This window comes from Meiothermus sp. (assembly GCF_025056915.1).
Taxonomy (GTDB): Bacteria; Deinococcota; Deinococci; order Deinococcales; family Thermaceae; genus Meiothermus.
This window is the reverse complement of the sequence record NZ_JANWVH010000029.1, coordinates 1-24329: the sequence shown is the minus strand read 5'-3', so window position 1 is coordinate 24329 and position 24329 is coordinate 1. Positions and strand designations below refer to the sequence as shown.

Annotated in this window: 25 protein-coding genes and 1 rRNA gene; 16 read left to right on the top strand and 10 right to left on the bottom strand. The window is 64.1% G+C overall.

The genetic code is table 11. The annotated features are described in order from the left end of the window. Positions 1–89 precede the first annotated feature (89 nt). From NZN28_RS06615 to NZN28_RS06600, 4 genes are read left to right on the top strand one after another with little or no spacing between them, the layout of a single operon-like run. Entirely contained in the window at positions 90–638 is a 549-nt protein-coding gene (locus tag NZN28_RS06615; protein ID WP_295396402.1) for a molecular chaperone TorD family protein, read from the top strand. Beyond that, positions 610–2907, top strand: coding sequence for a molybdopterin-dependent oxidoreductase (locus tag NZN28_RS06610; RefSeq protein WP_295396399.1), 2298 nt, complete (start codon positions 610–612; stop codon positions 2905–2907). The genes NZN28_RS06615 and NZN28_RS06610 overlap by 29 nt, the downstream gene beginning before the upstream one ends. Further along, positions 2908–3492, top strand: a complete 585-nt coding sequence (locus tag NZN28_RS06605; protein ID WP_295396396.1) for a 4Fe-4S dicluster domain-containing protein — start codon at positions 2908–2910, stop codon at positions 3490–3492. Further along, entirely contained in the window at positions 3485–4276 is a 792-nt protein-coding gene (locus tag NZN28_RS06600; protein WP_295396393.1) for a hypothetical protein, read from the top strand. Before NZN28_RS06605 ends, NZN28_RS06600 begins: the two co-directional genes overlap by 8 nt. Before the next feature lie 44 nt (positions 4277–4320). Here the strand turns inward: NZN28_RS06600 and NZN28_RS06595 are convergent, their stop codons facing one another. The 3 genes from NZN28_RS06595 to dcd all read right to left on the bottom strand — a co-directional run bounded on the left by NZN28_RS06595 (position 4321) and on the right by dcd (position 6767). Continuing rightward, complete coding sequence (locus NZN28_RS06595; protein ID WP_295396391.1) at positions 4321–5433, bottom strand: ATP phosphoribosyltransferase regulatory subunit; 1113 nt, start codon at positions 5431–5433, stop codon at positions 4321–4323. A gap of 34 nt (positions 5434–5467) precedes the next feature. Continuing rightward, positions 5468–6016 (bottom strand): peptidylprolyl isomerase, encoded by a 549-nt coding sequence (locus tag NZN28_RS06590; protein ID WP_295396430.1) that lies wholly within the window; start codon positions 6014–6016, stop codon positions 5468–5470. 202 nt (positions 6017–6218) lie between these two features. After that, on the bottom strand, positions 6219–6767 hold the full coding sequence (gene dcd, locus NZN28_RS06585) for a dCTP deaminase (RefSeq protein WP_208014197.1): 549 nt from the start codon (positions 6765–6767) through the stop codon (positions 6219–6221). Between the two features lie 206 nt (positions 6768–6973). On the opposite strand from dcd, the gene NZN28_RS06580 reads away from it, so the two are divergent. From NZN28_RS06580 to NZN28_RS06555, 6 genes are all read left to right on the top strand, one after another. Continuing rightward, entirely contained in the window at positions 6974–8257 is a 1284-nt protein-coding gene (locus tag NZN28_RS06580; RefSeq protein WP_295396389.1) for a putative Ig domain-containing protein, read from the top strand. 122 nt (positions 8258–8379) lie between these two features. After that, positions 8380–8598, top strand: coding sequence for a hypothetical protein (locus NZN28_RS06575; RefSeq protein ID WP_295396386.1), 219 nt, complete (start codon positions 8380–8382; stop codon positions 8596–8598). A gap of 1 nt (position 8599) precedes the next feature. Beyond that, the gene (locus tag NZN28_RS06570) at positions 8600–9514 is read left to right on the top strand and encodes a metallophosphoesterase (protein ID WP_295396383.1); all 915 of its coding nucleotides are present in this window, start codon (positions 8600–8602) and stop codon (positions 9512–9514) included. 9 nt (positions 9515–9523) lie between these two features. Beyond that, positions 9524–10096: an ankyrin repeat domain-containing protein gene (locus tag NZN28_RS06565; protein WP_295396380.1), complete on the top strand. Its 573-nt coding sequence runs from the start codon at positions 9524–9526 to the stop codon at positions 10094–10096. Beyond that, on the top strand, positions 10080–10487 hold the full coding sequence (locus NZN28_RS06560) for a CoA-binding protein (protein WP_295396376.1): 408 nt from the start codon (positions 10080–10082) through the stop codon (positions 10485–10487). Before NZN28_RS06565 ends, NZN28_RS06560 begins: the two co-directional genes overlap by 17 nt. 25 nt (positions 10488–10512) lie before the next feature. Beyond that, positions 10513–11490: an A/G-specific adenine glycosylase gene (locus tag NZN28_RS06555; RefSeq protein WP_295396373.1), complete on the top strand. Its 978-nt coding sequence runs from the start codon at positions 10513–10515 to the stop codon at positions 11488–11490. Between the two features lie 106 nt (positions 11491–11596). On the opposite strand, the gene NZN28_RS06550 is transcribed toward NZN28_RS06555, so the two are convergent. Both NZN28_RS06550 and NZN28_RS06545 read right to left on the bottom strand, forming a co-directional pair. Beyond that, positions 11597–12295 carry an FAD-dependent oxidoreductase gene (locus tag NZN28_RS06550; RefSeq protein WP_295396370.1) on the bottom strand — a complete coding sequence of 233 codons (699 nt, stop codon included), beginning with the start codon at positions 12293–12295 and terminating at the stop codon, positions 11597–11599. A 220-nt stretch (positions 12296–12515) separates the two neighbouring features. Continuing rightward, entirely contained in the window at positions 12516–12902 is a 387-nt protein-coding gene (locus tag NZN28_RS06545; protein WP_295396367.1) for a metallopeptidase family protein, read from the bottom strand. Between the two features lie 309 nt (positions 12903–13211). On the opposite strand from NZN28_RS06545, the gene pheS reads away from it, so the two are divergent. Together pheS and pheT are read left to right on the top strand one after the other, a co-directional pair. Further along, positions 13212–14276, top strand: a complete 1065-nt coding sequence (gene pheS / locus NZN28_RS06540; protein ID WP_295396364.1) for a phenylalanine--tRNA ligase subunit alpha — start codon at positions 13212–13214, stop codon at positions 14274–14276. A 112-nt stretch (positions 14277–14388) separates the two neighbouring features. After that, positions 14389–16740 (top strand): phenylalanine--tRNA ligase subunit beta, encoded by a 2352-nt coding sequence (gene pheT, locus NZN28_RS06535; protein ID WP_295396362.1) that lies wholly within the window; start codon positions 14389–14391, stop codon positions 16738–16740. Here the strand turns inward: pheT and NZN28_RS06530 are convergent. Further along, entirely contained in the window at positions 16700–16957 is a 258-nt protein-coding gene (locus tag NZN28_RS06530) for a hypothetical protein (protein ID WP_295396360.1), read from the bottom strand. The genes pheT and NZN28_RS06530 overlap by 41 nt on opposite strands. Positions 16958–17039: 82 nt before the next feature. Between NZN28_RS06530 and NZN28_RS06525 the strand changes: the two genes are divergently transcribed. Then, a complete protein-coding gene (locus NZN28_RS06525; protein ID WP_295396357.1) occupies positions 17040–17525 on the top strand; it encodes a hypothetical protein in 486 nt (161 codons plus the stop codon). Positions 17526–17655: 130 nt separating this feature from the next. Here the strand turns inward: NZN28_RS06525 and NZN28_RS06520 are convergent, their stop codons facing one another. Both NZN28_RS06520 and msrA read right to left on the bottom strand, forming a co-directional pair. Beyond that, positions 17656–18285, bottom strand: coding sequence for a viroplasmin family protein (locus tag NZN28_RS06520; protein WP_295396354.1), 630 nt, complete (start codon positions 18283–18285; stop codon positions 17656–17658). A gap of 54 nt (positions 18286–18339) precedes the next feature. Continuing rightward, positions 18340–18882: a peptide-methionine (S)-S-oxide reductase MsrA gene (gene msrA, locus NZN28_RS06515; protein ID WP_295396352.1), complete on the bottom strand. Its 543-nt coding sequence runs from the start codon at positions 18880–18882 to the stop codon at positions 18340–18342. 247 nt (positions 18883–19129) lie between these two features. Between msrA and NZN28_RS06510 the strand changes: the two genes are divergently transcribed. Continuing rightward, positions 19130–20407: a hypothetical protein gene (locus tag NZN28_RS06510; protein WP_295396350.1), complete on the top strand. Its 1278-nt coding sequence runs from the start codon at positions 19130–19132 to the stop codon at positions 20405–20407. Between the two features lie 150 nt (positions 20408–20557). On the opposite strand, the gene pfkA is transcribed toward NZN28_RS06510, so the two are convergent. Together pfkA and rsmI are read right to left on the bottom strand one after the other, a co-directional pair. Next, positions 20558–21526, bottom strand: coding sequence for a 6-phosphofructokinase (pfkA, locus tag NZN28_RS06505; protein ID WP_295396348.1), 969 nt, complete (start codon positions 21524–21526; stop codon positions 20558–20560). Between the two features lie 192 nt (positions 21527–21718). After that, positions 21719–22531: a 16S rRNA (cytidine(1402)-2'-O)-methyltransferase gene (rsmI, locus tag NZN28_RS06500; RefSeq protein WP_295396345.1), complete on the bottom strand. Its 813-nt coding sequence runs from the start codon at positions 22529–22531 to the stop codon at positions 21719–21721. 264 nt (positions 22532–22795) lie between these two features. On the opposite strand from rsmI, the gene NZN28_RS06495 reads away from it, so the two are divergent. Together NZN28_RS06495 and NZN28_RS06490 are read left to right on the top strand one after the other, a co-directional pair. Continuing rightward, on the top strand, positions 22796–23929 hold the full coding sequence (locus tag NZN28_RS06495) for a site-2 protease family protein (RefSeq protein WP_295396344.1): 1134 nt from the start codon (positions 22796–22798) through the stop codon (positions 23927–23929). 176 nt (positions 23930–24105) lie between these two features. Beyond that, positions 24106–24329 (top strand): 16S ribosomal RNA (locus NZN28_RS06490); the annotation flags it as partial.

Here is a 24329-nt window from a genome sequence, read left to right as displayed (position 1 = left end):
TTTTTGTAGGAAATCTTCCGACAACTGTGTAGGAGAGCCCCTGACCCAGGACATCCCGCCTGAACTTAGGGTAGGACTAGGAGGTAAATATGCAACTCTTGGGCTGGGTTACCGCCGCGGCCTTTGCACCCCCAAAGGCCGCCCTCGAGCAAGACCTACTCGCGGGCACATTGCAGGCCGCCCTGGACGAGATGGCCAAGACCTACGGCCTGGCACCCCCCAAACTACCCAAAACCGACTTGAGGGCGCTTCAAATAGCCCACACCTCACTGTTTGTGAGCAACCCCGCCGGGCTGCCCTGCCCTCCCTATGTCGGCATGGCGCTGGACGAGCGGCTCTTCGGCCTGGGCTTTGAACGCTTGATGGCACTGTACCGATTGGCGGGCCTCGAGGTCTCGCCCGACTGGCGCGACCTGCCCGACCACCTGGCCGCTGTTGGGGAGGCCATTGCGCTGCTCGGGGAAAAACCCGAGCTGGCCCGCACGCTGGCGCTGGAGTACCTGTATCCCTGGCTAAAGCGCTATGCCCCGGTGCTGCAAGAGGCCGACCCCACCGGCTTCTACAGCAGCATCGCGGTTTTTCTGAGCAAAGTTCTGGAGGAGGTCAACGGTGAAACTAGAGCGGCGCAGCTTCCTTAAACTCTCGGCAGCCGCCGTCGGGGCCGTGAGTGTGGGCGGAGCGGCCACCCTGGTCAGCCGCGCCAAGGCTGCCCCCTGGTACACCCAGGAGGTTCGGCAGGTTTTTAGCATCTGCGAAAACTGCTTCTGGCGCTGCGGCATTAAGGCCAGCGTGGTAGGCAACCGGGTCTACAAGGTCGAGGGTTACAAGGAAAACCCCAAAAGCCGGGGCATGCTCTGCCCCCGCGGGCAGGGCGCACCCGCCCAGACCTACGACCCCGACCGGCTCAAAAAGCCCCTGATCCGGGTGGAGGGCAGTGAGCGGGGTGCGGGCCAGTACCGCGAGGCCACCTGGGAAGAGGCCCTGGACTATATCGCCAAGAAGATGCTGAGCCTCAAAGAACAGTACGGCCCTGAGAGCATCGCTTTCTTCGGGCACGGCACCGGCGACGGCTGGTTTGTGGACTTTTTGCCCGCCGCCTGGGGCAGCCCCAACGCCGCCAAGCCCTCGGTCTCGCTGTGCACGGCCCCCCGCGAGGTGGCAGCCCAGTATACCTTTGGCCGGGCCATCGGCGGGCACGAGCCCATAGACTGGCCCAACACCCGCTACATCGTCCTGATCGGGCACCACATCGGCGAGGACACCCACAACACCCAGTTGCAGGATTGGAGTCAGGCTCGCAAAAACGGGGCCAAACTGGTGGTGGTGGATCCGCGCTTCTCCACTGCCGCCGCCAAGGCCGACCGCTGGCTGCCCATCAAGCCGGGCACCGACACCGCCCTGCTGCTGGCCTGGATGCACGTGCTCATTGCCGAAAACCTCTACGACAAGGCCTACGTTCAGAAGTACACGGTGGGCTTCGAGCAACTTGCGGCCCATGTCAAGCCCTACACCCCCGAGTGGGCCGAGAAGGAGACCGAGATTCCGGCCCAGGTCATCCGCGAGGTGGCCCGCGAAATGGCCCGCCACAAACCCAAAGCGGTGCTGCCCCCCACCCGACACACCGTCTGGTACGGCAACGACACCCAGCGGATGCGAGCTTTGTACATCCTGAACGCACTTCTGGGCAACTACGGGCGCGAGGGCGGTTTCTACATTGCCATGCCACCATACCTGGAGAAGTACCCCACCCCCCCGCTGCCGCTCGAGCCCAACGCCGGGGGCTGCTCGGGCCCGGCCAAGGCCGAGAGCGAGCCTGAGGGCTACAAACCCAGGGCCGACAAGGGCAAGTTCCTGGCTAAGTCCACTGCCATCCAGGAACTCATTGAGCCCATGATTACGGGCAAGCCTTACCCCATCCAGGGGCTTTTCGCCTACGGCATCAACCTGTTCCACGCCATCCCAAACGTGCCCCGCACCAAGGAGGCCCTGAGCAAGCTCGACTTGTACGTGGCAATTGACGTATTGCCTCAAGAGCACGTGATGTGGGCCGATGTGATCCTGCCCGAGGCCACCTACCTCGAGCGCTACGACGACCTGGTGGCGGTGGCACACAAAACCCCCTTCATAGAGCTTCGCATGCCCGCCCACGAACCCTTGTGGGACACCAAGCCCGGCTGGTGGATTGCCAAAGAGCTGGGCAAGCGGCTGGGCCTAGAACAGTTCTTCCCCTGGAAGGACATCGAGGAGTATCTCGATACCCGGTTGCAATCGGTGGGGCTCGACCTCGAGACCATGAAGCAGATGGGTACCATGGTGCAAAACGGCAAGCCCTGGCTCACCGACTGGGAGAAGGAAAACACCCTGCCCTTTGGCACCCTCTCCGGCAAGATTGAACTTTACTCCGAGGCTCTGGCCAAGGCCGGTTTCGACCCCCTACCGGTGTACGAGCCCCCCGAAGCAGCCCCAGAAGGCTTCTACCGCCTGCTCTATGGGCGCAGCCCGGTGCACACCTTCGCCCGTACCCAGAACAACCCGGTGCTCATGGAGATGGAGCCCTCCAACAGCGTCTGGCTCAACGCCGAAGAGGCCCAGCGGCTTGGCTTCAAGGCCGGCGATTATGCCTACCTGGTCAATCAGGACGGGGTACGCGAAGGGCCGGTGCGGGTCAAGGCAACCCAGCGCATCCGCAAGGACGCGGTCTACATCACCCACGGCTTCGGCCACAAAGCCAAAGGCATGAGCCTGGCCAACGGGCGCGGGGCCTCGGACAGCTACCTCCAGACCCGCTACACGCTGGACCCCATCTCGGGTGGGGCGGGCCTCCGCAACAACTACGTGAAGCTGGAAAAAGCCCCCGCCCCCAGGCTCAAGAGCGTGGTGCAGATCCTGAAGGAAAGGAGGGCCTAGATGGCACGTCTGGGAATGCTGATTGACCTTTCAGCCTGTGTGGGCTGTGCAGCGTGTGCCGTGGCCTGCAAGATGGAAAACCAGGTGCCCGCTGGGGCCAGCCGGCTCTGGATTCGCGAACGCGAGGTGGGCACCTTCCCCAACCTTACCGTGGAGTTTCGGCCCGAGCAGTGCAACCACTGCGAGAACCCCCCCTGCGTACCGGTCTGCCCTACGGGGGCCAGCTACCAGACCCCAGATGGGTTGGTACAGGTGGACTACAACAAGTGCATTGCCTGCGGGGCCTGTGTGGCGGCCTGCCCTTACGATGCCCGCTACATCAACAAAAAAGGTTACGCCGATAAGTGCACCTTCTGCAGCCACCGCATCGCCAAGGGCCAACAACCCGCCTGCGTGGAGACCTGCCCCACCTATGCGCGGGTCTTCGGCGACCTCGACGACCCCAACAGCGAAATCTCCAAAACCCTGAAGGCTGCCGGTCGCCAGGACGTACTGCGGCCCGAGATGGGCACCCGGCCCAAAGTAATCTATCTGAACGCCCCCAGCAAAAAAGGGCTCACCCAGGAGGTGACCCGCCATGACTGAGTTTTACAGCTTGCCCAACACCGGCGAGTTCTGGCACTGGACCAATGCCCTGCACTTTGTGCTGGTGGGACTGGCGGGCGGGATGGCCCTGCTGGCAGCCATCCTGACCCTGCGGCAGCACCCGGAGCGCAACCGCTACTTGTGGCTGGCAGCGTTGCTGATTGTGCTCGACCTGTTCGTGCTCTGGGCCGAGTCGCCCGCCCGCTGGCGCTTTAGCCATGTCTGGCTCTTTTTGGGCCTGCACCCCAGCGCACCCATCTGGTGGGGAGCCTGGGGGCTGGCCCTTTCTCTGGTGGCCACACTGGCTGTTGTGCTGAAGCCCTGGGTGGGCTTCCTGCGGCGCATTCCTGAGCAACTACCCGGCCTGCTCCTCCTGCTGGGCAGCCTGGTGGCCCTGGCCTACCCCGGCTTTGCGCTGGCCGTCAACACCACCCGGCCCCTGTGGAACAGCATGATGCTCTTCCTCTTCCCCATCACCGCCCTTTTGATGGTGCTGGCGGTGGCGTTGCTCCTGGGCAGCGAATGGGCCAGGCGCTGGGAAAGCTGGGCCGCCGTGCTCAGTCTGGGCTTGCTGGTGGCCTATCCCTTCACGCTACCCGAAGCCGCCCGTACGCACCTGTTGCACGAAGGCTTGCTGGGATACGCCCTGGCAGGATTGCTCATCGCGGTAGCCGCCCTGCTCTTCCGCAACCCCCGCTGGGCAGCGGCCCTGGGCCTGGCCGGAGCGGTGGGGCTGCGCTGGGTACTGGTAATGGTGGGGCAGTTCCAGTCACCGGGGCTTTGAAATCCTGCGGGAGAGGCACTCTCTGGCGGGAGGGCCTCTCTTCACTACCGCGAAGATACTTCTTCCAATCGCCCCTCCACCGCGAGCCAGCGGATGCCTTTTTCCAGGGCATACTCCCTTAACTCCCGCAGGCTATTTGTCCAGGCCAGCTCGACCCGCTTACCCTCTTCCCGCAGCTTACGGGCCAGGGCCCGGTCGAGGGCCAGCACCTCGGGAGGGGTCTCAGCAAGGGGCAGGCGCAGGGCCTCCATCACCCGCTCGAGGCCCAGGGCAAAGCCCGCCGCGTAGGGCAACAGGGCCCCATCGTAACGCCCCCCACCCAGCAGGGGCAGGCCAAAGTCCGGGGTGTAGGCCTGGAAGTTGAGGCCGGTGTAGAAGCCAAGCAGGCGGGCCCGGCCCAGGTCGAGCAGAAGCGGCACCTCGGGCAGCAGGGCTAAAACGGCCTCGAGCCAGTCCAGGTCGGCCTGGGCCCGAGCCGAGAGGGCCAGCCTGCGGGCCTCCGCCAGCACCTCGCGCCCGCCGTACAGGTCGGGCAAAGCCCGCAGGGCTTCGTGCAGGCCGGGGTGCACCTGGTAGTGGCCCAGCAGAAACTCCAGCTCGGGGCTGTTCTTGCGGTGGATGGCCTGCCGTAGGTGTTCTTTTTGCGCTGCGGAGAGGCCCGTGGCCTCCAGCAAGTCCCGCACCAGCGCGGGCAGCCCCACCTCGATTTTGGCCTCCGGGAAGCCGATAAGCTGAAGGGCCTCCCAGGCCAGCTCGAGTACCTCGGCATCGGCCTGGGGGCTGCTGACGCCGACCAGCTCGGCCCCCACCTGCCGAAACTCGCGGCTGCGCCCCAGCTCGGCGTTGGCCTCCCTGAGCCAGAGGGTTCCGGCGTACTGCACGCGCACCGGCTGGCCGGGGGTGCTCAGGCCGTGGCTTTGCAACAGCCCGGCCACGGCGGTGGTGAACTCCGAGCGCAAGGCCAGCACCTCGCCGGTCTTGTCCACCAGCTTGAAGGCCCGCTCGGCCAGGGTGTGCTGGGGGTCGTAAAGCTCCAGGGCCGGCAGCTCCACCGGCTCGTAGCCCCAGCCGAACAAAAGCCGAAACAGCCGCTCCTCCATCTCGCGACGCAGACGGGCCTCGGGCGGCAGAAAGTAGCGGGTGCCTTCGGGAATCATGCAGGCCGGAAGCTATCGGCGATGGACGGTGGGCCTATTTGCTTCTGGCAAATATCTTCACCGACAGAATCTTGTCGCGCTCCGGTTTGGCCATGGGGCCTTCAGTGGGGTTGATTTTCTCCACCACCTCCATGCCCTGGGTCACCTGGCCGAAAATGGTGTACTGCTGATTGAGGTTGGGGGTGGGGCCGTAGGTGATGAAGAACTGGCTGCCGTTGGAATTGGGGTCCATGGTGCGGGCCATGCCCAGCACACCTTTTCTGTCGTAGTTGAGCCTGGGGGTCACCTCGAGGCCAAACTGGTAGCCTGGGCCGCCCATGCCGGTGCCGGTGGGGTCGCCGGTCTGGGCCACAAACCCCGGAATCACCCGGTGAAACACGATGCCCTCGAAGTAGCGGTGCAGGGCCAGAAACACGAACGAGTTCACCGTGTTGGGGGCCTCGGTCTCGTACAGGTCTATGCCGATTTTCCCCTTGCTGGTCTCGATTTCGGCGAAGTAGTCGAACCGGGCCGCATCAATCACCTGCTCGGGTTTGGCAAACTTGGTCACGGGCTTGTCGGACTTGTAGGGCAGGGCTTCCATGTTTCCTCCAAAACCAGGCTCCGGGCTGCCTCCCTGCCACAGCACGTAAGCAGCAGCAGCCAGCGCCAGCAAGATGGCCACCATCAGCGCAACCCGCATCGGCCCCAGTTTACCGGCCCGGATGAGAACATACCAGCAGGCTCGAGCGTTGAGCGCAGCGGCCAGTGATTTCTGGCTTTGGGCCCTGGGCCTTCGGCCTGCCTTATATTCTCGGCAGGGTAATGCCCCGCTGGCCCTGGTACTTACCCTTGCGGTCGCTGTAGGTCACCTCGGGGCGCTCGCCCTCGAAGAAGACCAGCTGCACCACACCCTCCCCGGCGTACATCTTGGCCGGCAGGGGGGTGGTGTTGGAGAACTCGAGGGTCACGTGCCCCTCCCAGCCCGGCTCCAGCGGGGTGATGTTGGCCACAATGCCCACCCGCGCATAGGTGCTCTTGCCGATGGCAATGGCCAGCACGTTATCGGGCATGCGGATATACTCCATGCTGCGGGCCAGCACGAAGGAGTTGGGGGGGATGATGACCTCGTCGCCCTCGTAGTCCACAAAGCTCTTGGGGTCCAGGCCCTTGGGGTCGGCAATGGTGTGAAATACATTGGCGAAAATTTTCCACTCGCGGGCTGCGCGCAGGTCGTAGCCGAAGCTCGAGAGCCCATAGCTAATCACCCCCTCACGCACCAGGCGTTCCTCAAACGGCTCAATCATGCCTTGCTTGGCTTTTTCCCGTATCCACCAGTCGGGCTTGACGCTCATGCCCCCCACTATACAAGGGATGAGGAAAGCCTGAGCCGCCCGTGCAGGCGAGCCAAAGTCGCGGTTGGAGTCTGCACGCCAGGCCATTTCTGGACCTCAGGGTCGGGATGAGCGGGGCCCATAGACCGGGCGCTGCGCACCCTGGGGTCAAAGGCACCAGGGCCATTTTCACAACGAAGCTTCATCTTGGCGCCTAAACTGAAGGTATGCCCAGGTTTGTCGCGTGGGGAGTGGTCTGGCCGGGTTTGCTCCTGGCCGCCAGCCTTCTGCTTGCATCTTGTGGTTCCGATAACCAAACCAATCAAAGCCGACAACCCCTGCGCCTTACGCTGCGATTCGACCCAGGGTATGTAGACGAACCCTACAACGTCACCCTCACCGCCGACGGCGGCATCCGGCCCTACCGGTTCAGCCTCGAGGGCAACCTGCCCAAAGGGCTCAGCTACAGCAGCGGGCGCATCAGCGGCACCCCCCAGGAGAAGGGCACATTCGAGCTGACCGTAAGCGTGGAGGACGCCAACCTGTCCAGCCGCACCCAGAAGGTGACCCTGAGCATTGGCGAAACCCCGCCCCCCCGGCTCGATCAGGTCTTTCCCCTGGCCGAGGTCACCGACCCCTTCCCCTACCTGTTCCGGGTACGCGACCGCGAGGCCCGGGGCTTCCACGCCCAGATTGCCCTCAAGGACCTGAAAGCCGCCCTGGACAGCTTCAAGGCCGATTCCGGCGTGCTCTATGTGCTTCGCTACGACGAGGAAAAGGGCGTGGTGGACATAGACGCGGCCTTTACCGGCCCCCGCAAGGACTTTGAGGTCTTCCGCTTTACCGCCACCCCCCTGCCCGAGAAAAAAGTCCGGCCCGAGGCGAGCTTCCGCGAGACCAGGGTGGCCTTCTACGACAAGAACAGCAAGCTGGCCGGCAATGCCCAGCCCATCGAACGGCTGAGCACCCAGGGGCGTTACAAGTACAGCGACCTCGAGGCCCTTGCCCGCAACTGGGGCCGCCGCTTAGCCCAGGCCCCTGCCAACAACCCCACCCCCGCCCCGGCAGCCCCCGCCGAAAGCCAGGCAGCCACAACCCCTGCCAGCGCACCCCAAAGCCCTGCCCAGCCCACACAACCTGAACAAGCCCCGCCACCGCAACCTGAACAAGCGCAGCCCACACAACCTGAACAAGCGCAGCCACCCCAACCTGGCCAAGCCCCGCCACCCCAACCGGAGCAAGCACAGGCTTCACAACCCGAGCCGACGCAACCCACCCCGCCGTCAACCCAACCCGGCCCAACCCCCACCCAGGGCCAGCCTGCGCCCACCCCCCCGGCCCCCAAACTGGAAGGCGACCTCAACGGCGATGGCGTGGTGGATCAGAAAGACCTGGATTTGCTGCGCTCTTCCTACGCCTGGGCCAGCGTGAACGCCGGACAAGCCCCCAACCCGCGAAGCGGAATCCCTGGCTCAGGCACCAGCTCGGATTCGGGCGAGGGGGGTCGGTAAAAAAGCACCCGCCAAACAGCAACGGCCCAGAGCGGCCTCTAGCGAGGCTATTGCAGCAGGCTGGCCAAAAGGTGGAAACCTTGCAGTTTTGAACCGGGGCCAGCTGCTACCCTTAAGACGGTGTGGGTAGAGCGCTGGTTGTCCTGGCTTTTTTGTGGGCGATTGCCCTGGCAGGCTTTTTGTGGCTGCGCCAGACCCCCAAAACCTCGCCGCTGTGGGGCCTGCGCGAGTTTTTCTGGCTGTTTTTGCAGGCTCTGAGCCTGGTCAGCCTGCTGGCCCTGGTGGCCCTTGCGACCGGCATCGTCTCCCTTCAAGGCAGCCCCTTCCTGCCCGGAAACTAGTATGCGTGTAGCCATCCTGTCGGATATCCACGGCAACCTTCCGGCCCTCGAGGCCGTCCTGAGCGACCTGCAAGAGGTGCGGGCCGATTTGGTCGTGGTCAACGGCGACATGGTCAATCGGGGGCCTTCCAACCGCGAGGTACTGGAGCGCCTGCTGGACTTATCTGCTTCCAAGCAGCGCACCCTGGCCCCCCAGGGCTTCTGGTTCACCCTGGGCAACCACGACGACCTGCTGGTGAAGTGGGCCCGGCGCGACCCCTCGCTGGCCAACCTCTACCACGACCCCTTGTTCGAGCCCACCGCCTGGTCGGTCGCCCGGCTCCCCCAGGCCCACCTGGACTGGCTGAGCACCCTGCCCTTCCAGGTAGCCATCGCGGAGCTGCCCCAGCGGGTGTTTGGGCTGGATAAAGCCGAAGGACTGGGCGAAAGCGTGCTTATACGGGTTACCCACGGCTCGCCCCGCCACTACCGGGAGGGCTACGACGAGCACCAGGCCCCCGACACCCTCACCCAAATTTGCGAGGACTACCCGGCCCGCCTCCTGGTCGGCTCGCACACCCACCGCCCCTTCATGTACCCGCTGGGCGAGGCCCTGGTCATCAACAGCGGGGCGGTGGGGGCCCCCTTCAACGGGGACGTGCGGGCCCAGTACGTGGTGGTGGAGGTCGGCGAGAACCACGTCCAGGTGGACTTCCGCCAGATACCCTACAACCTGCAGGCGGCGCTGCAAGCCTACTACGACTCGGGCCTGATGGAAGAGGGGGGCTTGGGGGCCGACATCTTCTACCACGAGACCCGCACCGCCCGCTCGATGCTGATGAACTTCTGGAGCTGGGCGGAGGGCCGGAATCTGCCGCGGGACTGGGATACCTGGCGGCTCTACCAGGCCACCCACCCCGAGCGCTTTCTGCGGTAGGCTTAGGGTATGCCCACCCCCGAACGCATCCGCGCGTTTGTGATGGCCGCCCACGGCGATTTGAACGAGGTGCAGGCTTTGCTCAGGGAAACCCCCGAGCTTTTGAACCTGGCCGCCGAGTGGCGGCCCGGCGACCTCGAGACCGCCATCCAAGCAGCGGCCCACACCGGACAGCGGGCCATCGCAGAGTACCTGCTGGCCCAGGGAGCGCCCCTGGAAATCACAACCGCCGCCATGCTGGGCGACCTGGCCCGCGTGCGGGGGATGCTTCAGCAAAACCCGGCCCTAGCCCAGTACAAAGGCGCCCACGGCATCCCCCTGCTGCCCCACGCGGCGCTCTCGGGGCTGCCAAAGATGCTCGAGCTGGTCTGGGGGCAGGGGGCCCGGGCAGGGGTGCAGCAGGCTTTGAGCCTGGCGGTTCGGCGGGGCCACACCGAGGTGGTGCGCTGGCTATTGGAGCACGCCCACCCCGACCTGAACAAGCCCGACTTCCAGGGCAAAACCCCCCTGCAAGTCGCCGAGGAGGCCGGGTTTGGCGAGATAATCGCGCTTTTAGGAGGCCAGGGTGGACAACCTGCGTGAGTTCTTGCTTCAGGCCCGCACCGTGGCCGTTCTGGGTGCCCACCCCAACCCCAGCAAACCGGCTTTCTACGTGCCCGACTACCTCAGGCAGCGGGGCTATACCCTGCTTCCGGTCAACCCCGCCTATGCCGGGCAGGAGCTGTGGGGCCGCAAAATCGTGGCCCGGCTGACCGACCTGGGCGAAGCCCCGGACATCCTGGACGTGTTCCGCCGCAGCGATGCCTTGCCCGAGCACCTGGAAGAGATTCTGGCCGCCCGGCCCCGGCTGGTCTGGCTGCAATCGGGAATCGTGAACCACGCCTTCGCCGAAACCCTGCAGCAGGCCGGGATTAGGGTGGTGCAGGATCGGTGCTTGATGGTGGTGCACCGGCAACTGGTTTCGCAAGGCTAGGCCCCAAGGAGAGGCCCCACCCCAAATGCCCGGCGACCTGCACCGCCTCTTGCTGACCTGGTACCGGCGCCACCAGCGCAAGCTGCCCTGGCGAGGCGAGGCCGACCCCTACCGGATCCTGCTCTCGGAGGTGCTGTTGCAGCAAACCCAGGTTGAGCAGGCCATCCCCTACTACCGGCGTTTTTTACAGCAGTTTCCCACCCTGGCTGCGCTGGCCCAGGCCGACCTCGAGGCCGTTTTGAGGGCCTGGCAGGGCTGTGGCTACTACGCCCGGGCCCGCCACCTGCACCGGCTGGCCCAGCAGGTCACGGCCTTGCCCCGGTCGTATGCAGAGCTGCGGGCCCTGCCCGGCATTGGCCCCTACACCGCCGCAGCGGTGGCTTCCATTGCCTTTGGCGAGCCAGTGGCAGCCGTGGATGGCAATGTGCGGCGGGTGCTGTCGCGCCTGTATGCCTGGGAAAACCCGACCCCCAAAGCGCTTCAGGCCGCTGCCGATGCCCTGATGGCGGGGCTATTGGGCAGCGGAGCCCGGCCCGGCGACTGGAACCAGGCTCTGATGGAGCTGGGGGCCACGGTCTGCACCCCCCAGAACCCAGGCTGCGGAGGCTGCCCGCTGGCCGGCTTTTGCCGGGGGAAAGCCCACCCCGAGCGCTACCCTGCCCCCAGGAGGCGCCAGCAGAAGAACCTCGAGGTCGCCGCCCTGGTCTTGCAGGGGCCTGGGGGCATCTTCCTGGAGCAGCGCCGGGGCCGGGTGCTGGGCGGGCTGTGGGGGGTTCCCATGGAGGAAGGCCCGGGGGCTTTGGAGCGTCTTCTGGCCCGTTTCGGGCTGGAAACAGCCGAGCCGGTGGGCGCCCTGCGCCACGACTTCACCCACCGCAAGCTCAGCATCCGGGTCTACCGGGCCCCCTGGGCGGCCCAGGAAAACCCCGCACACCGCCCCTTGTCGCGGCTGGACAGAAAAATACTCGAGTTGGTTGAAGCCAAATCCCAACGGCTTCTGTAGCCGCAGGTGGCGCCCCTCGGCCCGCAAACATCCCCCCCACAGTCCACTTTCGACTTTCCACCAGGGAGTGTTGACTGTGGACTTACGACCTACCCCTCTTCTTGCGTCAGCTCTCAGCCCCTGGCCGGAGGCTTTCCGCCAGCCGCATCCCTTCCTCGGCCATCCGAGCATAACTCCCCTGCCCCAGCACGCACAGGCCCACCGCGTACAGCCCCTCCAAGCGCCAAAGCCGGAAGGTGGCCCGATCCCACTCGCCCTCGGCGAAAACCCGGTACTCCACCCGGTAGCCGGGGGTTCCGCCCTGCTCGGCCACCTGGGCCTCCTGGGTGGTGAAGGCAAAACCAAGCTGCTGAAGGTGCTCGTACAGGTCGGGGTAGGCCACCTCCGAGAGCCGCCCGGCCTCCTCGGCCACGCTGCCTATATAGAGCCTGGGCGAAAGAAAGCTCCCCACCGCCAGAACCACCTTGGGCGCAGTCTTGCGCGGGCCTTCCCAGCTCTGGATGCCCACCACCCCCGGCCCTTCCAGCAGCAAACGGGTGACCGAGAGTTGCAGGAGGTGCAGGTTGGGCTGGTTTTCCAGGCGATACTTGGCCCGGCTGTGCAACTCCCAGCCCCTAAGCCCGTCCTGGCCCACCTCGGCCAGCAGCGAACCCTGGGGGAAGGGAGGCTGGATGGGGGTGAAGGGCAGGAAGACCGAGTCCAGGCTGGTGGTCACCAGCCCCACCCGCACCCCTCGCTTAGCCAGGGCATACGCAGCTTCGGAACCGGCAAACCCCGCACCCACGATGAGTACCTCGTAGTCCACGGAAAAATCATACGCAGACCGAACCGGGCCTGAAATGGGTCACGCCAGCTTTGGGCAGACCAGCACCTTTTGGGGCGCGTGGGTGGAAACTCCCTCTGGCCGGTTTGCCCGAAGCACTTCGGGGCAGTATTTTTTGCACGGACAACCACGGCAGGGCTGGCTTCTGCCTCACAAACCAAGCGAATCTGGTTTATCGTTGCACACAGACACACAGCTCCGGTCACTCCTGCCGTTCTCGATACTGCCGCAGGTTCTGGATGTCCTCCCGAACGAGGTCGTCCCGCCAGGCCAGCGACTCTAGGTGGTGGCGAAGCTCGTGCAGCAGGGTTTCCCAGATTTCCCCCTCCCAGTCGAAATCGGGGTCATGGGCGGCCAGGGCCGCGAACGAGCCGTAGTAAAGGACGATGTGCCGGCCTATGCCCTCGTAGCCCCCCAGCACCGAAGGGTAGCCGGGGTCGTGGTACTCGCCCAGGCGCAGCAGTTCGGGTTCGTCGGGGTCGGGTTTGAGCTGTTCCAGTATATGAATGCCGTGAAGCCCGCGCTTGTACTCGGCGGGGATTTCCTCCCACAATCGCTCGGCGGTCTCGACAAAGGCCTCGTAGGTCATCGAGCCCAGTGTGGCACAGATGGATGAAGGCAACCGTGAGGGCGGCTCCTGGGCTTACAGCCTCTCTGCGGAGATGCGGCTCCAAGGGCACGTTTCAACTCCAATGGTCAAAGCTGGGAGCGCCTTGCGGTGGTGGAGCAGCCTGTGACGATTGACCCGGCTTTCCTGGGGGTGGTAGGCTGGGGGCCGGTTATGGTCGGGAGGTGGTTTTTTAGGTAGGCCCGCGGGAGATGCAACACTCTCTCGTGGGCGGCCTGTGTGCCGCCCATCGCTTTTGGGTAGACTGGGCGGGGTTTTTTGGGAGGCTGGATGAACCTTGAAGCAGCACTGGAGGAGATTGGCAAGGCCCCCACGCTGGAGAGCCTGCAGGGCCTGAAGGTACAGTATCTGGGCAAGAATGGCCTGCTCACCCAGGAGATGAAAACCCTGGGTCGGCTCGCGCCCGAAGAACGCAGGGAAAAGGGCCGGGTTTTGAACGAGTGGAAGGAGGCCCTGGAAAAAGCCCTCGAGGCCCGCGAGGCCTGGCTCAGGGAACAGGCCCTGCAAGAGCGGCTTTTGCAGGAGTCCCTGGACGTTTCGCTCCCCGGCTATGCCTTTCCCTCGGGCGGGCTGCACATCACCAGCCTGATTCTGCAAGAGCTGGTGGGCATCTTTCGCAAGCAGGGCTTTAGCGTGGTGGAGGGGCCGGAGGTGGAGAGCGAGTTCTTCAACTTCGACGCCATCAACATGCCCGAGTGGCACCCCGCGCGGGACATGCAGGATACCTTCTGGGTGACGTTCGACCCAGGGCCCGGCTTCACCATCCGGGGCCCCTTCGGCGAGAGCGTGAACAGCCTGGGGGGGGCGGTGCTGCGCACCCACACCTCGGGGATGCAGATTCGCTACATGATCCAGCACACCCCGCCCTTTCGGATTGTGGTGCCGGGGCGGGTGTTCCGCTACGAGCAGACCGACGCCTCGCACGAGGCCATGTTCCATCAGCTCGAGGGCCTGGTGGTGGGGCCCGACATCACCATGGCCGACCTCAAAGGAGCCATCAGCGAGCTGGCCCGGGGGCTATTTGGCGAGGAGGGCAAGGCCCGCTTCCAGCCGACCTACTTCCCCTTTGTGGAGCCGGGGGTACAGTTTGCCATGTGGTGGCCCGAGCGGCAGAAGTGGCTCGAGCTCGGCGGGGCGGGCATGGTGCACCCCTACCTGTTCAAGGCCGTGGACGACTACCGCGAGCAGCAGGGCCTGCCCAGGGCCTACGAGGGCATGACCGGCTGGGCTTTTGGAATGGGGGTCGAGCGGCTGGCCTTGCTGCGCTACGGCATCCCGGATATTCGCTACTTCTACCAGAACCGCCTGAGCTTTTTGCGGCAGTTCAGAGGTTAGCTATGGCGCCTGCCCGCAGCCAACCATCAAAGACCTGCGACATGTGACGCCTTGAAAGAATCCGGGCCGACAGAACCAGATGTAAGTTGCCTTTGCCTAAAACGAGGTTTCCATGAAAATCGTCTATAGCTGGCTCAAGGAATTCCTGCCCGATGCGCCCGGCAGCGCGCGATTGGAAGAGCTTTTGGCCGGGCTGGGCCTCGAGACCGAGTCCATCACTGGCCTGACCGCTCCACACAGCCGCATCGTGTTTGCCCGGGTGCTGGCCGCCGACAACCTGGAAGGCAAGGAGGTGCGCCGGCTGGTGCTGGACATCGGGCGGGAGGTGCAGGTGGTCTCCGGCGCGCCCAACGCCAGGGCCGGGATGGGGGTGGCGCTGGCCCTGCCGGGGGCAGTGTTGCCCGACGGAACCGAGCTGGGGGTGCGGAAAATTGCCGGACTCGAGTCTTATGGCATGGCCCTTTCGGCCAAGGAGCTGGGCTTGGGGGAGTATGCCGGCGGCCTCCTGGAGTTCGCCCCCGAGGCCCTGCCCCCCGGCACCCCCCTGGCCGAGGTCTGGGGCCCCGACGAGGTGATCGAAATCGAGATTACCCCCAACCGCCCGGACTGGCTCTCGGTGTACGGGGTGGCCCGCGACCTGGCCGCCCTGGGCCTGAGCCTGGTCAGGCCCCACCCCAAGCCCAAAACCACCCCCCTGGCCCTGCCCTTTGGGGTCTGGATTGAAGACACCGAGGGCTGCGACCGCTTCACCCTCTCCTATGCGCGGGGGGTGCGGGTAGGCCCCAGCCCGCTCCTGGTGCAGCGCCGCCTGTACGCTGCCGGGATGCGCCCCATCTCCAACGTGGTGGACGCCACCAACTACGCCATGCTCGAGCTTGGCAACCCCATGCACGCCTACGACGCCGCATTCATCGGCGAAGGGCTGGTCGTGCGCCGGGCCCGCCCCGGCGAGAAGCTGGTCACGCTGGACGGGGTGGAGCGCACCCTGGACGAGCGCGACCTGCTCATTGCGGTCAAGGAAGGCTCCCAGACCCGCCCCGCCGGGCTGGCCGGGGTGATGGGCGGGGCCGAGGACGAGATCCGCGAGGGCACCACCGAGGTGGCCCTCGAGGTCGCCCACTTCGACCCCGTGCGGGTGCGCCGCACCGCCAAGCGCCAGGGCCTCAAGACCGAGGCTTCTTACCGCTTCGAACGCGGGGTGGACCCCGAGGGGCCGCCGCGGGCCGCCGACCGCTTCATGGAGCTTTTGCAGTCCTGGAGCGAGGGGGTCGAGGTGGCCCAGGAACGCCTCGACCTGAACCACACCCGGCCCCCTCAGCCCATTTCCTTCCGTCCCAGCTACGCCTCGAGGCTGGTGGGCATGGACTACCCCGAGGCCACCCAGCGCGAGGTGCTAGAGCGCCTGGGTTGCAGCGTGCAGCCTTCCGTCCAGTCAGGGGTCTGGGAGGTCACGCCGCCCAGCCACCGGGTAGACCTCGGCCTCGAGGAAGACCTGATCGAGGAGATAGCCCGCATCGTGGGCTACGACCAGATTCCCACCACCCTGCCCAGCTTCTTCCCTCACCCCGACAACCTGGGCGTGGACGCACCCTACGAGGCCACCGAGCGGCTTAAGCAGGTGATGGCCGGGCTGGGTTTCCAGGAGGTGTTGAACTACGCCTGGTCGTCGCCCCAGGAGTGCGAGCTGATGCGGGCGCCAGCCCCCAGCGTCTATATGCAAAACCCCCAGACCCCCGAGCGCACCGCCCTTCGCACCGCGCTCTACCCCGGCCTGCTCAAGAACCTGCAAACCGCCCTGGCCCAGGGCGAAGAGGGGCCTTTCCTCCTTTTTGAGGTCGGCAATGTCTTCAACCAGGCCGAAACCCCCCGCCTCTCGGCTTTGCTTCTGGGCGATGCGGTGCCGGGGCTTTGGCAGAAGGGCCTGGGCGGGGGTTTCTTCGCCCTCAAGGGGCTGCTCGAGGCCGCCGCGCGGAACCTGGGCAGCCGGGTGCGGGTCGAGCAGGAGGTCGCGCCCTACCTGCACCCCGGCATCAGCGGGGCCGTTTACTGGAACGACCAGAAAGCAGGCCACATCGGGGCTTTGCACCCGGCCATCGCCGCCGCTTTGGAACTGCCGACGGTGTTCTTGCTCGAGCTCGCATTGCCTCTGCGCAAAGGCCCCGGCACCTTCACCGACATCGCCAAATACCCGGCCTCCATGCGCGACCTGGCCGTGGTCGCCCCCGAGCGCACCCCCTATGCCGAAATTGAGCGCATCATCCGCAGCAGCGCCGGCGAACGGCTGGAGAAGCTGGAAATCTTCGATGTGTACCGGGGCAAACCGCTCCGGGAGGGCGAAAAGAGCCTGGCTTTTCACCTCACCTTCCGCCACCCCGAGCGCACCCTGACCGACCTCGAGACCGACGCCTTCATGCAAAGCATCATCACTGCTCTGGAGCAGCAGGGCTTCGCCATTCGGCGCTGACGCCCGCAGCCCCCCACAGCGACGCCTCCGAAGGGCCTAGCCGGCGGATGGCCTGCCACATCTGCCACTTTAGGCGCAAACGCTGAAAGCCACGCGCCTGCGCCAGCCGGGGGGCGTACTCGGCCTTGATGGCTTCCACACGGGCTTTCCGCTCGGCCTGGTAGTCCGGGTGGGCCTCGAGGCGGCTCCGTCCATCCTCGCAAAAGCGCTCCTTCATAAGCGTTATAGTAGCGCAGTTTGGCCAGGTCTGGGTCAAAAACGCGCTGCGGGGGGGTGCGCCTCGGGTATACTGCAAATCAATGTTGAGCTGGCTCGATCTGATGGCCCTCTTTGTTCTCGCGGCAGCCCTGGCGGTGGGCATCCGCCAGGGGGCTCCCTTTACCCTGGCGGTGCTCCCGGCGCTGGTGCTGTATGTGTTGCTGGCTCCGGTGGTCACCCCCTGGGTGCCCAATTTTGTCCTGCCGCTGCTGGCACTGGTTCTGGGCCTGGGCATGGCCTACGTCACCCACCTCATTCCGCTCGCCCGTTTGACCCCCACCGCCGAGGCCGTTGTGGGCGGTTTTGGCGGGCTGTTGTGGGGTCTGTTCCTGGCCATCACCATCTGGGTCAGCTTCCCCAGCGAGTTTGTGGCCTCCACCGGGGCCTTGCGCTACCCCTCCGAACAGATGCCCACTGGCATCAAAGATGGCATCGTGAGCAGTCCCTTCGCCCGCCCCCTGTTCGACTGGGCCTCGGCGAACCCCATCCTCAGGGCAGCCTTGTTGCCATCCGTCAACCACCCCTAGGCCCCAATCGCATTCTTCACCGGCGTGGCCGCCTACGAAAATGGGCAGGCGTCTAATCCGAGGCGCATATTTTCGCGGCCCTCGTTCTGTTCAGGACAGAGCTTTCTGGAAAAAACATGCGAAGAGCGCTCTACTTGCGGCCAAAATCGGCGGGGTTTTCTCCCCAGCTTTCGGTCTGCCATTTGAGCACCGGGTTGGGGTAGCGGTGGGAGCGCAGCCAGGCCTCGGCCTGAGCTATCCGCTCGAACAGTTCGGCATTCTCAGGGGTGCGCCTCAGGTGGGTGCGGGCTTGCTTGGCTTTGACCCAGGCTATCGCATTCACCGAGTCCGAATAGATGGGCCATGCATAGCCCTTCTGCTGGCACCACATCAGGGCCTCCACCAGGGCCAAAAACTCCCCCACGTTGTTGGTGCCCTGGGCAAAGGGCCCCCGGCGAAAGATTTCCTTGCGCGTCTGGGTGTCCACGCAGCGGTACTCGAGCCAACCCGGATTGCCGCTACAGGCTGCATCCACACAGTAGCTGGGGGTGAGCGGGGGTGGCACCTCTAAAAGCCTCTCCTGACTGGCTTTCTGGCCCCTGTAATCCTCGAACTTTCCAGCGAAGGCCCGCCGGGCCTCATCCGGGCTGCCAAAAGCCTTGTATTGGGCCCCCACAAAACCCTTGACCTGCGCCTCGGCTTCGGGCCAGGAAGAGAAGATGCCGGTTTGGCGGCCCTTCCAGACCACGTAATACTTGCTTTTGCTCTGCCCCTGGGCCATGTCAGGAGTGTACCGCAGAATGCAGATAAAACCCTACCGGCGCACCGAACCCCATCAGGCCCAAGCGCTCTTCAGCCGGTCAGAATATTGCTTGCGAAACTTGGTCACCTTGGGGCCGACCACAAATACGCAGTAGGGCTGGTCGGGGTTGCGCTTGAAGTATTGCTGGTGGTAGCCCTCGGCAGGATAAAACCGCTCAAAAGCCACCAGCTCGGTCACGATGGGGTTTTCCCACACCTCCTGCTGGGCTTTCATCACCTCTTCGGCCACGGCCTTCTGCTCGGCTGAGTGGTAGAAAATGACCGAGCGGTACTGCGGCCCCACATCGTTGCCCTGGCGGTTGGGGGTGGTGGGGTCGTGAATGGTGAAAAACACCTCTAAAATCTCGCGGTACGAAACCACACGGGGGTCAAAGGTCACCTGAACCACCTCGGCATGGCCGGTTTGCTGGCCGCAGACCTGCTCGTAGCTGGGGTTGGGGACGTGCCCCCCCGAGTACCCCGACACCACCTTGGCTACGCCTTTCAGCTCGTTGTAAACGGCCTCCAAGCACCAAAAACACCCACCTCCCAGGGTAGCGACCTCGAGATCTTTCATGTCCCCATGATGCCACCTCGGCCCCAAGTAGTTGTGGCGCAGGCTAAAACCCAAGGCTCGGTTCTTCAACCCCTAAACAGGTCGGGTCGGCTTGGCTTATCCCAAAGTAACGCAAACATAACGCTGAAGCTTGTAGGGTTTGGACGCCTTGATTGGTTTTCGTGTTTTGGGCAGGGAGATTTCTTGGTTTCCACAACAAACTCAACCAAAGCCATCGAACAGAAAACCACTGGGCAAGGAGGTTTGAATGCCAGCAAAAAGGCTCTTTCTGTATGGTTCCCTGAGTGCAATTTTAGCCGCCTGTGGAGGGGGTGGCCCCTCAGGCACAATCGTCGAGATCAGCGTAATAGACCTGGCCAACAATCCCATTAATCCTCTGGCCGCTGCCGCTCAGACTGGCAATGGGGCGTGGCAGCCTCTGTTGCCTAGCGCCACAGGGCAGCTCAAACTTACCGTGCCCTCCGGAGAAACCCGTTACGGGGTTGCTATCTCGTGCCCCTTCACACTGGGCCTGGGTCTGGGTGCGGTTCAACTTGCCCGCATTTACCAGCTCTCCATTGCGGAAACCACCAAGATCAGCGTGATGTGTGGGTCTCTGAACGGAAATCTGTCGCGGGTGGAGGGCACGGTGAACACCGGCCTGGGGGCCGGGAGTGCTTACCGTGTCAGCGCCTTCATTTCGGAAGGCACCGATATCGCCAACGGCGGCTCCTACAGCATCAATATCCCCTCGAGCTCCGGCCAGGATCTCCTTGTGCTGGGCTTCAACAGCAGCTCCACCTTGCAACGGGCCCGCATCGTTCACAATCTCAATGCCAGCAGCAACCTGACGGGCCAGAATTTCACCCTGACGGCCTCCGATGCTGTAACCAGCCAAACGGTCAACGCCTTCACACCACCCGCCGGTTTTACGGGCAGTTACTCGGTTCGGTTCCGTAGCAAGAACAATGCATACGCACGCGTGGGCAGCGGTACATCCGCTGGTGGCAGCTATGCAGCGCTTCCCGGCGCGGGCGCCGAAGACCTTTACTTTGCACTTGGCTGGGCCAGCAGTTTGGGTCGTGAGGTAGCCCACATTCGAAGCTTTTCGACCCCAGCGGCCCTGAGCTTTAGCCTGCCTGCAGAATGGCCCGGCGGATACAGCGTGAACCCCGCAGCCCTTCCAACCTTCAACAACCTGACGCACCTGGCCAGCGACCCTCAGTTCAGGGCCTACCAAATGTTGATTGCCTGGAGCCCAGTTGGGTTTTTAGCCGCCACTGTCAGCAAAGGCTGGTTGGGTAGCAGCACCAGCTACAGCTTTCCCGACCTTACGGCCCTTGGCGGCTTTTCGGCCAAACCCTTTAGCGGGGAGAGCGTGGAATGGCTGGTTCGGGCCGTCACTTCAAACAAAACCCTGAGCGAACTGCTCTCCACGGCCCCCGCGCTCTTGAGCGAGGAAGCTATTTTCGGTCTTGGATTTGCCGCAGTCGGGGGCCTCGAGTACAAAACCGCCAGCACATCCGGTGATTTCGTCGTCCCATAAGTTTTTTCCCATATCCAGAGGGAGCCCCGGAAAGGGACTCCCTTTTCTATCGCGCTCTTCACAGACGTGGCCGCCCATCCAGGCGGCCCCTGTTCTGTTCAGAACCAGGCTTTCTCTAACTCGAATGGCGCATGAGGTGTGAAGAGGGCTCTACAGGGCCAGTACGCTGGCTAGCTCGTGCTTCTTGCGCTCGATGTCCTTGCGCTTTTCAATGGCCTCTTTGAAGGGCGTGAGGCGAATTTCACCGTTGACCTCGCCGATGGCCACCCCGCTGGCCCCGCTCAAAAGCGCCTCCACCGCCGCGGCCCCCAGGCGGCTGGCGAGCACCCGGTCTTTGGCGGTGGGGCTGCCGCCGCGCTGGATGTGGCCTAGCACCGTCACCCGGCCCTCAAAACCGGAGAACTGCCGCACATCCCTGGCCAGCTGTTCAGCCCCGCCCTCATAGCCGCCCTCCGCCACCACCACAATGGAGGAACGCTTGCCCTTCTCTGCCGATTTGTTGATGATTTCTGCACATTCCTGGGCACTGGTGGGGATTTCAGGAATGACGATCACCTCGGCTCCACCTGCAATACCTACCTCGAGGGCAATGAAGCCCGCATGCCGCCCCATCACCTCGATGAAAAAGACCCTCGAGTGGCTGGCCGCCGTGTCGCGGATCCGGTCTATGGCGTCCAAAGCCGTGTTCACCGCCGTGTCAAAACCAATGGTGTAGTCGGTGCCGTACAGGTCGTTGTCAATGGTGCCCGGCACCCCCACCACCGGAAAGTGGTGCTCGGCGATGAGCTTGGAAGCGCCGGTGTAGGTTCCATTGCCGCCAATCGCAATTACCCCGTCTATTCCTGCTTTCTTCAGGTTTTCCGCCGCCCTTGCCCGCCCTTCAGGGGTCATGAACTCCTTGCTGCGGGCGGTCAGCAAAATCGTGCCGCCACGCTGCAGGGTGTTGGCCACGTCCCGGGGCCCCATCGGGACGAAGTCGCCCTCGATCATGCCCTGGTAGCCGCCGCGTATGCCTATCACTTCCAGGCCGTGGGCCACACCGGTACGCACCACCGCGCGAATGGCCGCATTCATGCCAGGGGCATCGCCTCCACTGGTAAAAACCGCAATTCGTTTCATCCCAAAAACTCCACGTGCAGAACCCCCTCACCAAAACCTTAGGGCCGCCAGCCAAAAACTGCCTGTTAGTTTACTCAGAATGGTCTGTTTTGTGTCATTCCTGGTAATGCCCAAAGCCCAAGGCTGAAGGCCGAAAGCACGCTGGCTTGCGACATGCCTCAAAACGAGGTTCAAGACACCCGACCCACCATCTCATCGGTTTTTCGGTGCCTCCGGCAGGTGGGCCAGTGCATAGGCCTGGTTGCGGGGAACCCCCGCCTCGGTCAAGGCTTTGACCAGCTCCTTGCCTTTGAGTCCCCGCTCCTTGAGCAGCGCCAGCAAATCTTCGGCTCTGGGCTTTGGGCCTTCGGCCTGCGGCATCTTTGGCCCCAACACCAGCACGAACTCGCCCCGGGGCTCTTTGAAATGCTCCCGCGCATCGCCCAGGCGACCCCGCCAGAATTCCTCGTGCAGCTTTGAAATTTCGCGGGCAATGGCCACCGGGTGTTCGGGGCCGTAGACCTGGAGGAGGTCAAGCAGGGTTTCCTGCAAGCGGTGGGGGGCCTCGTAGAGCACCACGGTGCGGCCCACCGCAACCTGTTCCAGCCGCTCTCGGCGCTCCGAGCGCTTCTGGGGCAGGAATCCCTCAAAGGTAAAGCGCGCGGTGGGCAGGCCCGAGGCCACCAGGGCCGGAATCAGGGCCGTGGGGCCGGGCAACACCTCCACCTGCCAGCCTTCCTTCAAGGCCAGGGCCACCAGCTCGGCGCCCGGGTCGGAGATACCCGGCGTGCCGGCATCGGTCACGTAAGCCACCTGCTCGTAGCCCTCCAACAGCCGCTTGGCGTTGCCCACGGTGTGCTGGTCGAGCCGCACCAGGGGTTTGGAGAGGCCCAGGTGCTTGAGCAAAACACCGGTGCGCCGGGTGTCCTCGCAGGCCACTACCTCGGCCTCCCGAAGTGTGCGGATAGCCCGCAAGGTGATGTCCTCGAGGTTGCCTATGGGCGTTGGAACCAGCACCAGCCGCATCCTCTCAGTCTAGAACACCCTTCACAGTCTTAGAGCGCTCTTCACATATTATGAGCCACTCGAGTTCGAAAAAGCCTGGTTCTGAACAAAACAGTAACGGCCTGGATGGGTGGCCACGTCTGCGAAGAGCGCGATATGGCCATCTGACTTCAAGAAAGCTTTGTCTCGAACAGAACCGGGGCCACAAAAACATGGGTCTCGTCCCAGAGATGGGCTCGTTTTCGCGGGCGGCAGGCCTGTCCCCTAAGCGCTACTATGGGAAATATGTTCTCGCGTGGAATCCGACTTCCCTTTTCAGTGCTGGGCATCCCGGTCTCGCTCGACCTGAGCTTCCTGATCGTGCTCCCTTTGTTTGCCTTCCTGATTGGCAGCCAGCTTCCGGTCTACCTGCGGCTGCTGCAAATCAGCGCGCCGCCGGAACTGTTACAAGGCCCCACCCCCTACCTGCTGGGCCTGCTGGCAGCCTTGGGCCTTTTCCTGAGCGTGCTCGTTCACGAGCTCGGGCATGCCCTCACCGCGCGGGCCTACGGGGTTCAGACCCGCGAGATTACCCTGTGGCTTCTGGGAGGGGTGGCGCAGCTCGAGCAAATACCCCGCGCCCGTGGCGCCGAAGCGGTGATTGCCATTGCCGGCCCCATCGTAAGCGTGCTGCTTTCGGGGCTATTTGGTCTGCTGCGCAGCCTACTTCCCGCTGCCGCCGCCGAAGGGCAGTTCTTGCTGGGCTATTTGAGCTTCATCAACCTCAGCCTGGCCCTGTTCAACTTGCTCCCGGCCCTGCCCTTGGACGGCGGGCGCATTCTGCGCAGCCTGCTGGCGCTTTACCAGCCCTACCTCGTCGCTACCCGCACCGCCGTGACCACCAGCAAAGTGCTGGCTTTTGGGCTGGGCTTGCTGGGTTTGCTGGTGGGCAACCTCTTCATGCTCCTGATAGCGTTTTTTGTCTTCATGGCCGCCAGCGCCGAGGCCGAACAAGCCGTGCTGAACCGCACCCTCGAGGGTCTGCGGGTGCAAGACCTGATGACCCGCCAGGTCAGCACCGTGCCACCCGGTCTGAGCGTGGCCGAGCTCCTGGAAAAGATGATGCAGGAGCGGCACGTGGGCTACCCGGTGGTGGAAGAGGGGCGGCTCCTGGGCCTGATCAGCCTGGAAGACCTGCAAGGAGCCTCGCCGCAAACCCGGGTGATGGAGCGCATGCGCCCTCCTCTACAGGTCAACGAAACCGCCGAGGCCCTCGAGGCTTTGCAACGTATGGCCGAACAGGGGTTCTCGAGGCTGCTCATCACCGACGCCGAGGGCAACCTGGTGGGCATCCTGAGCAAAACCGACCTGCTGCGGGCCCTGCAACTCCGGGCCGCACAGATGAGCTTATTCGACCGCCCCAGCCCCCCCGCCAGGTAGGGCTTGACAGCTTGGGGGGTAGTCGGTACACTTCTCGTTGCGCTGCCGCGAGGTAGCCAAGCACCTTGACAAAGAAAGATCAGCAGAAACACGTACCAAACGTCGTTTTCCCGGACGCTTTAAACGGGAAAGACCTTCGACACAGGTCTACTCAGATTCGCCTTTTGCGGCGAATGCTTTTGGAGAGTTTGATCCTGGCTCAGGGTGAACGCTGGCGGTATGCCTAAGACATGCAAGTCGCACGGACTGTTTCGGCAGTTAGTGGCGGACGGGTGAGTAACACGTAGGTGACCTGCCCCAAAGTCGGGGACAACTAGGAGAAATCTTAGCTAATCCCCGATGTGAACCTCGGCCCTGGCCGATGTTCAAAGCCTCGGCGCTTTGGGATGGGCCTGCGGCG

What these genes read in the sequence shown, in the direction of transcription:
- pfkA (WP_295396348.1), bottom strand. Translation starts at nt 21,526, where the DNA reads ATGAAACGAATTGCGGTTTTTACCAGTGGAGGCGATGCCCCTGGCATG.
- NZN28_RS06590 (WP_295396430.1), bottom strand. Translation starts at nt 6,016, where the DNA reads ATGGAAGCCCTGCCCTACAAGTCCGACAAGCCCGTGACCAAGTTTGCC.
- NZN28_RS06570 (WP_295396383.1), top strand. Translation starts at nt 8,600, where the DNA reads ATGCGTGTAGCCATCCTGTCGGATATCCACGGCAACCTTCCGGCCCTC.
- NZN28_RS06525 (WP_295396357.1), top strand. Translation starts at nt 17,040, where the DNA reads ATGTTGAGCTGGCTCGATCTGATGGCCCTCTTTGTTCTCGCGGCAGCC.
- msrA (WP_295396352.1), bottom strand. Translation starts at nt 18,882, where the DNA reads ATGAAAGATCTCGAGGTCGCTACCCTGGGAGGTGGGTGTTTTTGGTGC.
- NZN28_RS06520 (WP_295396354.1), bottom strand. Translation starts at nt 18,285, where the DNA reads ATGGCCCAGGGGCAGAGCAAAAGCAAGTATTACGTGGTCTGGAAGGGC.
- NZN28_RS06580 (WP_295396389.1), top strand. Translation starts at nt 6,974, where the DNA reads ATGCCCAGGTTTGTCGCGTGGGGAGTGGTCTGGCCGGGTTTGCTCCTG.
- pheT (WP_295396362.1), top strand. Translation starts at nt 14,389, where the DNA reads ATGAAAATCGTCTATAGCTGGCTCAAGGAATTCCTGCCCGATGCGCCC.
- dcd (WP_208014197.1), bottom strand. Translation starts at nt 6,767, where the DNA reads ATGAGCGTCAAGCCCGACTGGTGGATACGGGAAAAAGCCAAGCAAGGC.
- NZN28_RS06545 (WP_295396367.1), bottom strand. Translation starts at nt 12,902, where the DNA reads ATGACCTACGAGGCCTTTGTCGAGACCGCCGAGCGATTGTGGGAGGAA.
- NZN28_RS06595 (WP_295396391.1), bottom strand. Translation starts at nt 5,433, where the DNA reads ATGATTCCCGAAGGCACCCGCTACTTTCTGCCGCCCGAGGCCCGTCTG.
- rsmI (WP_295396345.1), bottom strand. Translation starts at nt 22,531, where the DNA reads ATGCGGCTGGTGCTGGTTCCAACGCCCATAGGCAACCTCGAGGACATC.
- NZN28_RS06555 (WP_295396373.1), top strand. Translation starts at nt 10,513, where the DNA reads ATGCCCGGCGACCTGCACCGCCTCTTGCTGACCTGGTACCGGCGCCAC.
- NZN28_RS06495 (WP_295396344.1), top strand. Translation starts at nt 22,796, where the DNA reads ATGTTCTCGCGTGGAATCCGACTTCCCTTTTCAGTGCTGGGCATCCCG.
- NZN28_RS06510 (WP_295396350.1), top strand. Translation starts at nt 19,130, where the DNA reads ATGCCAGCAAAAAGGCTCTTTCTGTATGGTTCCCTGAGTGCAATTTTA.
- NZN28_RS06615 (WP_295396402.1), top strand. Translation starts at nt 90, where the DNA reads ATGCAACTCTTGGGCTGGGTTACCGCCGCGGCCTTTGCACCCCCAAAG.
- NZN28_RS06530 (WP_295396360.1), bottom strand. Translation starts at nt 16,957, where the DNA reads ATGAAGGAGCGCTTTTGCGAGGATGGACGGAGCCGCCTCGAGGCCCAC.
- NZN28_RS06600 (WP_295396393.1), top strand. Translation starts at nt 3,485, where the DNA reads ATGACTGAGTTTTACAGCTTGCCCAACACCGGCGAGTTCTGGCACTGG.
- NZN28_RS06605 (WP_295396396.1), top strand. Translation starts at nt 2,908, where the DNA reads ATGGCACGTCTGGGAATGCTGATTGACCTTTCAGCCTGTGTGGGCTGT.
- NZN28_RS06565 (WP_295396380.1), top strand. Translation starts at nt 9,524, where the DNA reads ATGCCCACCCCCGAACGCATCCGCGCGTTTGTGATGGCCGCCCACGGC.
- pheS (WP_295396364.1), top strand. Translation starts at nt 13,212, where the DNA reads ATGAACCTTGAAGCAGCACTGGAGGAGATTGGCAAGGCCCCCACGCTG.